Origin of the sequence: Prosthecodimorpha staleyi (assembly GCF_018729455.1) — a bacterium.
Lineage (GTDB): Bacteria > Pseudomonadota > Alphaproteobacteria > Rhizobiales > Ancalomicrobiaceae > Prosthecodimorpha > Prosthecodimorpha staleyi.
In genome coordinates this window covers 636,017-645,471 of sequence record NZ_JAHHZF010000002.1, presented here as the reverse complement: position 1 = coordinate 645,471, position 9,455 = coordinate 636,017, and the positions used below count along the sequence as shown (strand labels likewise).

At 69.3% G+C, this 9,455-nt stretch carries 10 protein-coding genes; 2 read left to right on the top strand and 8 right to left on the bottom strand.

Translation table 11 applies throughout. The features are described 5' to 3' along the window. Positions 1-538: 538 nt before the first annotated feature. The 8 genes from KL771_RS05970 to KL771_RS05935 all read right to left on the bottom strand — a co-directional run bounded on the left by KL771_RS05970 (position 539) and on the right by KL771_RS05935 (position 7,025). Complete coding sequence (locus tag KL771_RS05970; protein ID WP_261967618.1) at positions 539-1,564, bottom strand: YVTN family beta-propeller repeat protein; 1,026 nt, start codon at positions 1,562-1,564, stop codon at positions 539-541. Positions 1,565-1,602: 38 nt separating this feature from the next. Continuing rightward, positions 1,603-2,142 carry an SRPBCC family protein gene (locus KL771_RS05965; RefSeq protein WP_261967617.1) on the bottom strand — a complete coding sequence of 180 codons (540 nt, stop codon included), beginning with the start codon at positions 2,140-2,142 and terminating at the stop codon, positions 1,603-1,605. A 121-nt stretch (positions 2,143-2,263) separates the two neighbouring features. Continuing rightward, positions 2,264-2,854: a DUF447 domain-containing protein gene (locus KL771_RS05960; protein WP_261967616.1), complete on the bottom strand. Its 591-nt coding sequence runs from the start codon at positions 2,852-2,854 to the stop codon at positions 2,264-2,266. Further along, positions 2,854-4,386: a DUF6513 domain-containing protein gene (locus tag KL771_RS05955; RefSeq protein ID WP_261967615.1), complete on the bottom strand. Its 1,533-nt coding sequence runs from the start codon at positions 4,384-4,386 to the stop codon at positions 2,854-2,856. Before KL771_RS05955 ends, KL771_RS05960 begins: the two co-directional genes overlap by 1 nt. A 53-nt stretch (positions 4,387-4,439) precedes the next feature. Then, on the bottom strand, positions 4,440-5,006 hold the full coding sequence (locus tag KL771_RS05950; protein WP_261967614.1) for a flavoprotein: 567 nt from the start codon (positions 5,004-5,006) through the stop codon (positions 4,440-4,442). 39 nt (positions 5,007-5,045) lie between these two features. Beyond that, positions 5,046-5,693: an amino acid kinase family protein gene (locus KL771_RS05945; RefSeq protein ID WP_261967613.1), complete on the bottom strand. Its 648-nt coding sequence runs from the start codon at positions 5,691-5,693 to the stop codon at positions 5,046-5,048. Continuing rightward, a complete protein-coding gene (locus KL771_RS05940; protein ID WP_261967612.1) occupies positions 5,690-6,391 on the bottom strand; it encodes a (5-formylfuran-3-yl)methyl phosphate synthase in 702 nt (233 codons plus the stop codon). The genes KL771_RS05945 and KL771_RS05940 overlap by 4 nt, the downstream gene beginning before the upstream one ends. Before the next feature lie 94 nt (positions 6,392-6,485). Continuing rightward, on the bottom strand, positions 6,486-7,025 hold the full coding sequence (locus KL771_RS05935) for a DUF3280 domain-containing protein (protein WP_261967611.1): 540 nt from the start codon (positions 7,023-7,025) through the stop codon (positions 6,486-6,488). Positions 7,026-7,244: 219 nt separating this feature from the next. Here KL771_RS05935 and KL771_RS05930 point away from each other — a divergent pair, with 219 nt between their 5' ends. Both KL771_RS05930 and KL771_RS05925 read left to right on the top strand, forming a co-directional pair. Then, positions 7,245-8,438, top strand: a complete 1,194-nt coding sequence (locus KL771_RS05930; protein ID WP_261967610.1) for an ABC transporter substrate-binding protein — start codon at positions 7,245-7,247, stop codon at positions 8,436-8,438. Positions 8,439-8,476: 38 nt separating this feature from the next. Next, entirely contained in the window at positions 8,477-9,451 is a 975-nt protein-coding gene (locus tag KL771_RS05925) for a YVTN family beta-propeller repeat protein (RefSeq protein ID WP_261967609.1), read from the top strand. Positions 9,452-9,455 lie beyond the last annotated feature (4 nt).

Genomic DNA, 9,455 nt, shown 5'->3' with positions numbered 1-9,455 from the left:
CGTGTCCGGACCGCAGCTTCGGAGCCTGTTGCGGCATCGCCCCCCTCATCCCGCCTTCGGCGACCTTCTCCCCCCTTGGGGGGAGAAGGGGAAGGAGCCGGTGGATCGGGGGCGATGAATCCTGCGATCTCTCAACGGGTTACCCCTTCTCCCCCCGTGGGGGGAGAAGGTGCCCGAAGGGCGGATGAGGGGGTCGGTCTGGCGGCCGACCGGATCGGCCCGTGTCCGGACCGCAGCTTCGGAGCCTGTTGCGGCATCGCCCCCCTCATCCCGCCTTCGGCGACCTTCTCCCCCTTGGGGGGAGAAGGGGAAGGAGCCGGTGGATCGGGGGCGATGAATCCTGCGATCTCCCAACGGGTTGATTCCCTTTTCCTGCACGACAGGGGGAGGGCGAAGGCGAAGGGGCGGCCCGATCGGGTGCGATCGCTTTCGTGATTCGTCGACGCGCATGCGAAGCGGCAGCGACTTCTGCGGCGCCTCCTTCGGCAGGACAGGGGGATCGCGGCCGATCGTGCGGGCGCGCGTCCGATCCGGCGGTCTACCGTGTCCGGCGGATGAAGTCGCCGAAGGCGCGGGGGCCGTCGCCGACCTTGACGGTGCCGAGGGTCTTCAGCGTGGTGGCGTCGATCGCCGACAGGGTGTTGGAGAACCAGTCGGCGACCAGGATGCGGCGGCCGTCCGGGGTCGCGGCGATGCCTTCCGGATATTCGCCGCCATAGGCGAGCGTCGCCACCGGGGCGAGGCTCGCGGTGTCGAAGACCGTGATCGTGTCGGCATGCTGGTCGGTGACGAAGGCCCGCCCGCCGGCGAGCGCGACCGCATAGGGCGTGTTGCCGACCGCAACGCGGCCGATCTCGCGTCGGGCGGCGAGGTCGATCACCGAGACATCGTTGGAGCCGACATTGGCCGTATAGGCGCGCCGGCCGTCGGCCGAGACGGTGACCCCGAAGGGCCGCGTGCCGACCGGGACCACCGCCACCACCGTCAGGCTTTCCGCATCGACGATCGAGACCTGGTTGGAATCCCGGTCCGCGGTCAGCACCAGACGGCCGTCCGGCGTCGGCGCGATGCCGGACGGGCTCTCGCCGACCGTCACCTGTGCGGTCACGCTGCCGGCCTCCGGATCGACCACCAGGAGCCGGTGGGCATACCAGTCGGCGACATAGACCGGCCGGCCGGAGGGATGCACGGCGAGGCCGAGCGGGCCGCCGGTGAGACCGATTCGCTTCACGATCGCGCGCGTGTCCGCGTCGATCACCGTCAGCGTCTTGGAGTCAGGGCTGGTCACATAGGCCCGGCGGCCGTCGCGTGCGACCGCGATCCCGGCCGGCTTGCCGCCGATCGGGATGGTGGCGACCGGCACCATCCGGTCGAGATCGACGACCGTCAGGTCGTCGGAGCCCTGATTGGTGACGAAAGCCTCGTCGGCCGATGCCGGACCGGCCGAGGCCAGCGCCGCCGCGGCCAGCAGGGCAAGACCCAGCGCCACGGCCGTCGGCGCGCGGGTCGGCCGGGCGCCCTTCGGGACCCCGCCGAGGCGCCTGTGCCGGGACCGGCGGCGCATCACCGCCGGACACCGGAGCCTGCGGTCCCCGGGCACGCTCAGCTGCCGCTCTCGACCTTCTTCTTCAAGGCTTCCAGGCCGGACGAATAGACTCCCTTGACCGCCTTGATCGCCGCCTCGTCGTTCAGCTCGGGCGGCGGATCGTTGTTCGGGAAGCCGCGATAGAAGGCGCCGCGCCACTCGACCTTGGCCTTGCCGCCCTCTTCGGTCACGGCGATGCGCGAGGTGTAGTTGGTCACGGGCAGGACCTTCACGTCCTCCTTGGTGATCCGGTAGCTGTAGTTCATTCCGGCGGCGTCGTATTTCTCGAGCGTCTCCTCGGGAATGACCGCGCCGCCCTGCAGGGTCAGCGTGCGGGTGGCATTGATCTCGTTGCCGCCCTTGCCTTCGCCCTTGGCGACGGCCGGGTGCCAGCTCATGTCCTGGAAATTGCCGATCACGGCCCAGACCTTGGCGGCCGGCGCGTTGATCTCGATGGTCTCGGTCACCTTCTGGCGGGTCGGGCCGTGGGCATCGGCCGTGGCGGCGACGAGCGCCACGGCGGCGGCCGCGATGGCGGTCAGGGTCCAGTGCTTCATCGTTTCCTCTCCTTCGAGCCGGTCGAATTCGGCCAGATGGTCACTCTTGCCGACCGGGCCAGGGGCTGCCGGTCTCGGTTCTTGGTGCGAGCCGGTCGGCGGGCCGCCGGCATCGAGTGCGCTAATGGGTACTCGCATCCGCGCTGGTCGCAGCTGCGGCGAAATGCCCCTCGATCTTCTGGCGGATCCAGTCCCAGGCCTCGCGCTCGGCCGGACCGGCCGTCTTCGTGATCGCGATTTCCAGATAGGCCATCTCGGTCTCGACCTTGTCGCGCGGCAGCATGCCGAGCCGGGTCGACAGGATGGCGGCTTCGAGCACGGCCGCCTGGGCGCGGTTGAAGCCGGCGAAGGCGCGGTGCGCGACCTCGTGGACCACCCGGCAGCGGAAGCGCGGCCGCGTCGCGTCCTCGGTGAAATCGACCACCTCCAGCTCGAGATGGCCGAAGCAGTCGGCCAGCCGCATGCCTGCAACGCGCTCGGCGGGGACCAGCGGCCAGTCGCGCCGCCCGGTGACGTGGCCGGCGACGACGCGCAGGTCGGTCGGTGCGGAGGCGACCGCGAAGGGATGCCGGTGCAGGTTGTCGATGGCCGGCGACGGCCGGAACGGGGCCAGGATCCAGCCGGCTCCGTCGCGGATCAGCCCGTAGGGCGCCACATGGTGGCTGCCGTCCGGGTTCCGCGTCGCCACCACCGTCTCCAGGATGAAGGGCATCAGTCGGGGTCTCCTCCGGCACCGGCATCCGCGGCGGGATCGCCGGCGGCCGTTCCGTCCGGATCGGATGCAGCGGCGGCCGGGTCCGACGCGGTCCTCTGGCGGCGGGTCGCCAAGGTGTGGCCCGCGTCCTTCAGACGGGTCAAGTCCTCGGTCTTGCGATCCCATGCCGCGCCCCAGTCGAGGGGTTCGTCTTGCGCATAGCGCTTGCCGAGCCGCCATGCGGTTTCCGCCTTGGCGAGCTCGGTGCCGAGATAGAAGGCATGGCCGCCGTCGGTCTCGACCCCCAGTTCCGGGAAGAAGGCGAGCGCCTCGGCATGCACGGCGTGCACGTCGCGATTGTAGACATGGATGCCGTCCTCGACCACCTCGATGCGGAAGTTGCGGTCGCGGACGGCCTCGGCCGCGGCAGCGATGCCGGCGGCGGTGTTGGCGTAGGGCTTGCGGTCGTGCAGGGCGGCGAGCGCGCCGGAATAGCCCTTGGGCAGGGCGCCGTCGCGCCTGGCGGCGTAGAGGATGCGGCGGGCGGCATCGTGTTCGGCGATGGTGCGCCGGGTATGCGGGCTGACCTGGACGACCAGCACGTTGCGGATCGCAAGCTCCGAGGCGATGCCGAGCAGTGTCATGGTGATGCCGGTCGTGTCGGCCTCGGTCAGTTCGGTCAGGTTGCCGGTGCCCATCAGCATCTCGGCCGCGGGCATGGCCTTGCGGAAGGCGTGGTAGCGCACGATCGAATCGGTGAAGCCGAAATGGATCGGGTCGAGGATCGGGTCGGCCAGATAGGGCAGGCCCCAATCCTCCATCCGCCGGCAGGCGCGGATCAGGCTGTCGAGATCCTGCGGGCGGGCCGGCACCAGCACCGGCACGGCGGCGACCTCGCGGGCGAGAGCGAGCGTGTCCTCGTTGAGCGAGAGGAGGAAATCGCAGCCGGCCTCGGCGCCGATCCTGAGTTCGCCGACATCGGCGCTGTCGACCGAGACCGTGAGGCCGGCGGCCTTCAGCGCGCGCACGCAATCGGCGAGATGCGGGAAGGGCGTATCCGGCAGGCAGCCGAGATCGATCACGTCGGCGCCCTGGGCGGCGAGCCCGAGCGCCTTGGCGAGCACGGCCTTGACCGGCAGATCCGGCGCGTCGACGATCTCGGCGAAGATCCTCAGGTCGTATCCGGACAGGTCCGGCACCGCGGCGCCGCGGCCGAAGAAGGCCGGCAGGTCGACCACCTCGTCCGGCCCGCGCCGCACCGGTACGCCGAAATGGGCCGCGAGGGCGTCGAGATCGGCCCGGCAGCGGCCCGGCACCACCACCATCGTGGCCCCCTCCGGCAGGCTCACCCGGCGGCGGATGATCTCCTCGGTCATCAGCGCGGCAACCTTCACGCCGGCATCGATCACCTTCCACTGGAAGGTCTGCCCGTCCCGTCCCCGCCCGTCGATCTCGGCCATCACCGCCTCTACCCGGGCCCGCGCCAGATGGCCGGTCAGCAGGACGATGCGATCCTGGGACGATGGGGGCGGGGCGGGGGCGTCGGACATCGGTTTCCGGTGCGGGCTGGGGCAGTCGGCGGGGCCGCGCGCTGCCGGAGGGATCAGGCCGCGACCGGGCTCTGCCCGGCGGCGGCGAGCATGCGGTCGAGCGCGGCTTCGAGATCCGGCAGGGTCTCGACCACGTCGGTATATTCGAAGGCCTTCAGCGCCTCGGTATTTTGCAGGTCGATCCGGCGCGGATAGACCTTGACCCAGCCCGACGGCGCTTCGGTGTCCATTTCCGGGGCGGTATCGCAGGCGAACACCACCGAGGGTACGCGGCACTTGCCGGCCTGGGCATAGACGTTGGTGGCCAGCGTATCGGAAATGCCGTGCACCGCCTTGGCGACCGTATTGGACGTCGCCGGCGCAACGATCAGGCCGAAATACTGACCCTTGTAGAAATTGCCGACCGGGGCGGCGCTGGCGGTGGTGTCCTTGAAGATGCGGGTGTCCTCGGGCAGGAGCTCGAATTCCTTCTTGTACATCCTGATCACTTCCGCCGCCGCCTTGGTGACGAAGAGATCGAGATGCGGAACCTTGCGCATGAGCGTCAGGCATTCGACGAAATAATGCCCGGAGCCGGTCAGGGCCCAGCCGAGCCGGGGTGTCACGACGGTCTTGGCCACACGCGCATCCTCTTTGCCATCCGATCCGGCCCGGCCCGGTCAGCCGAGCGGGTCGAAGCCGATATCGCCCTCCGGCGCCGCGATCGCAGCGCCCAGCCGGGCGTGATCCGCCGGCCCGAGGATGCGGACTATACCGGAACCGCCGGCCAGGAAAGCCGGAAAGGCGGCATCGAGATGGCCGGCGGCGACGAGCCGCAGCAAGGGCGGGCCGCTGTCCCCGCCTGCCGCCGCCGCGGCCGCCGGGTCGGCGGACTTGACCAGGATCAGGGCGGCGGCGCCGATCTCCCGGGCGACGAACTGGGCGAGGCTGTCGGAGGTCACCGCCCAGGTCTCCGGGATGGCCGGATGACCGTCGCGAAGCGCCACCGGATGCCACAAAGCCTGTCGATCGCGTTCGAATGCCATGGCAACGGCTTGCAGAGAATTGCACAGCGCCAGCGCCGGCCGCCGCTCGGCGATGACGGCGGCGAACTGGCTCATCGCATCGAGCGCGAGACGGTGGGCGAGACCGTCGGAGAAGCCGAGCCGGCCTTGCGCGGTGCGGACCGCATCGGCGAAGAGGCCTCCGCCGCAGACGATGACGGTCGGTCGGGCAGCGCCGATCGCCTGGTCGAGCAGAATGTCCAGATCGGCGCCGGCCATCAGGCTGCCGCCGAGCTTGACCACGACCGGCGTGCCGGTCCTCACGCGGTCAGGCCGAGCCGGCCGGCAGCCGCCGCCCGACAGGCGGCGGCGGCTTCGGCGACCCGGTCCATGACAAGCGGGCGGCGCCGGTCGAGGCCCTCGCACAGCCCGCCGCGGAAGCCGATGAGGTCCGGGCCGAGGGCGGCGAGACCGGCGATGTCGGCAATGCGCAGCGATCCGGCCAGGCCGACCATCAGCCCGTGCCGGCGCGCCAGGGCGACGAAGCCGGTGCGCTCCGAAGGGCTGGTCGCGGCCAGGAGGCCGCCGGCCTTGCCCTCGGTATCCATCATGATGCCGGCGAAGCCTGCGGCGGCGGCGGCCGGCACCAGCGCGAGATCGAGCGCGCGGTCGGCGATCAGGACCCCGACCAGGCGGGTGCGGCCCCGAAGTCTGCGGCCGAGTTCGGCGACCAGCGCGGCCCGGTCCGGTCCGGGGAAGAGGCCGACCTTGACCATGTCGACCCCGGTTGCGGCGACCCGCTCGGCCGCATCGAGAACGCTTTCCGAATCAACAAGATCGCCAATCACGGCGGTGACTGTCCGTGACCGGCCGACGGCCTCCCGGATCGCCCGGATCGCCTCGGCCGGCAGCGCGCCGAGTGCGCCGGCCGCCGGGTCCTTGGCGTCGATCAAGTCCGCCCCGGCGGCCGCCGCGCGGACGGCCTCGGCCGGATCGGCGACGCTGACGAGCAGGTTCGGCATGGCGGCGGTCTCGGCGGCTGTTGGGGACGGGGCGCCAAACTAGCGCTTCGGCCCGCACTCGGGAAGCCGCAAGCGGCCGGACATTCGGCCGCGTTCAGGGCGCAGCGGAAAGCGGCGGGTCGGCGAAGCGGTTGCGGAACAGCCAGCGGACGCCGCGGGTCCAGCTCTCGTCGGTGTCGCCGTTCACGTCGACGCTCATGGTGCGGACAGGCCGGTCGGCGGCCACGTCGGTGACCGTGATGTCGATATGGATCAGGAGCGGCGTCAGCTTCTTGACCCGGCCGAACACGGCCAGCTCGGCCCCGGCTTCCCGGGCCAGATCCGTGCCGCAGCCGTTGCATTTGTGCAGCGGGGCGGCGTCGGCGAGCTTGCCGGCCATCGGCGTGAGATCGACCAGCGCCTGCTGGCCCTTTTCGGCGATCAGCCGCCGGAATTCACCGGTGATCAGCGCCAGACGCTGCCGGTCGGCCTGGTCGGGGCCGCGCCCCTGCAGCATGGCCGCCCCCATAGCGGTCATGCCGGTCGGATCGGCGCTGACTCCGCCGTCGGCCAGTTCGAAATCGAATACCGCGATGCGCGGCGGCTCGGCTGCGCCTGCGTCGAATCCGCCCAGGAGCAGCCCGGCCAGAACCAATCCTGAGAAGACGCTCAGAAGGCCACCTCGGCGCCTCTTCGTCGAAACGCTTGCCGATCCGTGCTTTTGCTGACTTCGTCTCATGGCAGCGAAGCTAGCACGCGGTCCCGGCCCGGCAAGTGGCTCGTGTGTTTAGGATTCTCTTATCTCATTCGGGATTGCCCGCCCGAACCCCACTGTTAGGGTCCCATGCCGGAAACGCATGGGGAGGAGGACGCGATGGCCCGGATTGACGCACAGGCGGCGATGCGCACCGTTCTTCTGACGGCCTGCACCGCCATGGCCGGATGGGCCGGGACCCCGGCCTCGGCGCGTGCCGACGAACTTTCCGTCGGCATCCTGTCGCTGCGTCCGCCGCCGCCGCCGATCTACGATCAGGACCCGCTGCCCGAGGATCTGGGACTGGCCGGCGGCCGGCTCGCGATCAAGGATTCCAACACCACCGGCCGGCTGGTCGGACAGAGCTTCCGGCTCGACGAGACGATCCTCGACGAGGGCGACGATCCGCTGCCCGCCTTCGAGGAGCTGGTCGCCAAGGGCAACCAGTTCGTCGTGCTCAACCTGCCGGCCGCCCAAGTGCTGAAGATTGCCGATGCGGCGAAGGGGCGCGACATCCTGCTCTTCAACGCGGCGGCGGAAGAAGAATCGCTGCGCAACGAGGATTGCCGCGACAACGTCATGCATGTCGCGCCGACCCGGTCGATGCTGACGGATTCGCTGGCACAGTTCCTGGTCTGGAAGCGCTGGCGCAACTGGTTGGTCATCTACGGCCCGCATCCGAACGACCAGCTCTATCTCGATCAGATCAAGCGTGCGGCGAAGAAGTTCTCCGGCAAGATCATCGCCGAGAAGCTTTGGGAATTCGGGCCCGACGGCCGCCGCACGGCGCAGCAGGAAGTGCCTCTGCTGACCCAGGCGCTCAGCTACGACGTGGTGATGATCGCCGACGAAGCCGGCGAGTTCGGCGATTATGTCGCCTATCACACCTGGGATCCGCGTCCGACCGCCGGCACGCAGGGCCTGATGGCGACGACCTGGCATCCCCAGGCCGAGCAGCACGGCGCCGTCCAGTTGAACAACCGCTTCAAGCGGCTCGCCAACCGGCCGATGACGTCGCTCGACTTCAACGTCTGGATGGCGGTCCGAACCGTCACCGAATCCGCCCCGCGCGTGAAGTCGGTACAATTCAAACCGCTCTACGATTTCGTGCGCGGCAAGGACTTCGAACTGGCCGCCTTCAAGGGCGTCGGCCTGACCTTCCGGGACTGGGACTGGCAGTTGCGCCAGCCGATCCTGTTGGCGCAGGCCGCCGCGCTGGTCTCCATGTCGCCGCAGCCGGGCTTCCTGCATCAGCGCACGCCGCTCGATACGCTCGGCACGGACAAGCCGGAATCCAAATGCAAGCTCAAATGAAGCCCGGGCGCAAACCCGGACAGTCGGGAGGATCATCCATGAAGGCGCGGATCGCCGCCGTCGCGGCCATCGCCGGAACGTTGCTGGCCGCCGATGCGGCCGAGGCCTACACGGTCTATGTGTCCAACGAAAAGGACAATACGATCAGCGTGATCGACACCGCGACCATGACGGTCACCAAGACCTTCAAGGTCGGCCGCCGCCCACGCGGCCTCGCGGTCACGCCGGACGGCAAGTATATCGTCGTCTGCGCCTCCGACGATCACCGCATCGAGGCCTGGGACACGACGGACTACAAGCTCGTCCGCACGCTCCCGTCGGGTCCCGATCCGGAACTGTTCGCCTTCTCGCCCGACGGCAAGCTGATGTATGTCGCGAACGAAGACGACAATCTCGTCACGGTCGTCGACATGGAGACCAACAAGAAGGTGACCGAGATCCCGGTCGGTGTCGAACCCGAGGGTATGGCGGTCAGTCCGGACGGCAAGACGGTGATCAACACGTCGGAAACGACGAACATGATCCACTTCATCGACGCCGCGACCCAGAAGATCACCGACAACGTGCTGGTCGACGCACGGCCGCGCTTCGCCGAATTCAGCAGCGACGGCACCAAGCTGTGGACCTCCGCGGAGGTCGGCGGCACCGTCACGGTGATCGACCCGAAGACCAAGCAGGTTCTGAAGCGGATCGAATTCAACGTGCCGGGCCTCAACAAGGAGGCGATCCAGCCGGTCGGCATCCGTATCACCAAGAACGGCAAGCGCGTCTTCGTGGCGCTCGGCCCGGCCAACCGGGTCGCGGTGATCAACGGCGACACCTACGAGGTGGAGAAGTATCTCCTGGTCGGCCAGCGCGTCTGGCAGCTGGCCTTCACGCCGGACGAGAAGATGCTGTTCTCGACCAACGGCGCGTCGGGCGATGTCTCGGTGATCGATGTCGATGCGCTGCGCGTCACCAAGTCGATCAAGGTCGGCCGGCTGCCCTGGGGCGTCTGGGTGAAGCCCGAGTGAACTG

Bases quoted from the DNA above. Each gene is read 5' to 3' on its own strand.
- KL771_RS05970 (WP_261967618.1), bottom strand. From the start codon at position 1,564: ATGCGCCGCCGGTCCCGGCACAGGCGCCTCGGCGGGGTCCCGAAGGGC.
- KL771_RS05965 (WP_261967617.1), bottom strand. From the start codon at position 2,142: ATGAAGCACTGGACCCTGACCGCCATCGCGGCCGCCGCCGTGGCGCTC.
- KL771_RS05960 (WP_261967616.1), bottom strand. From the start codon at position 2,854: ATGCCCTTCATCCTGGAGACGGTGGTGGCGACGCGGAACCCGGACGGC.
- KL771_RS05955 (WP_261967615.1), bottom strand. From the start codon at position 4,386: ATGTCCGACGCCCCCGCCCCGCCCCCATCGTCCCAGGATCGCATCGTC.
- KL771_RS05940 (WP_261967612.1), bottom strand. From the start codon at position 6,391: ATGCCGAACCTGCTCGTCAGCGTCGCCGATCCGGCCGAGGCCGTCCGC.
- KL771_RS05930 (WP_261967610.1), top strand. From the start codon at position 7,245: ATGGCCCGGATTGACGCACAGGCGGCGATGCGCACCGTTCTTCTGACG.
- KL771_RS05925 (WP_261967609.1), top strand. From the start codon at position 8,477: ATGAAGGCGCGGATCGCCGCCGTCGCGGCCATCGCCGGAACGTTGCTG.